Origin of the sequence: Stenotrophomonas sp. A3_2 (assembly GCF_036624925.1) — a bacterium.
GTDB classification, from domain to species: Bacteria; Pseudomonadota; Gammaproteobacteria; order Xanthomonadales; family Xanthomonadaceae; genus Stenotrophomonas; species Stenotrophomonas hibiscicola.
The window spans coordinates 1-313 of record NZ_JAZKVY010000070.1 but is presented as its reverse complement, the minus strand read 5'-3'; the positions used below and the strand labels follow the sequence as shown (position 1 = coordinate 313).

1 protein-coding gene is annotated in these 313 nt (G+C 67.4%); it reads right to left on the bottom strand.

Translation table 11 applies throughout. The annotated features are described in order from the left end of the window. Window positions 1–313, bottom strand: a 313-nt coding sequence (locus R5H29_RS01240; protein WP_332328601.1) for an efflux RND transporter permease subunit, incomplete at both ends; no start/stop codon positions are given.

The window sequence follows — 313 nt, the reverse complement described above, 5'->3', positions numbered from 1 at the left end:
ACCGTGGCGCTCACCAGCGTCTGGCGCACATCCTCGAGCGTCATGCCCATGCTGGCGAGCTCCGCCGGATCGACATCGATCCGGATCGCCGGCTTCTGCTGGCCGCCGATGGCGACCTGGCTCACCCCTTTGATCTGGCTGAGCTGCTGGCTCAGCACGTTCTCGGCGTAATCGTCCACGGTGGTCAGCGGCGCGTCGTCGCTCTGCACGGCGGCGATGAAAATCGGCGCGTCCGCCGGGTTCACCTTCCGCAAGGTCGGCTGGCTCGGCAGGTTCTTCGGCAACTGGCCGGAGGCCGCGTTGATCGCCTCCA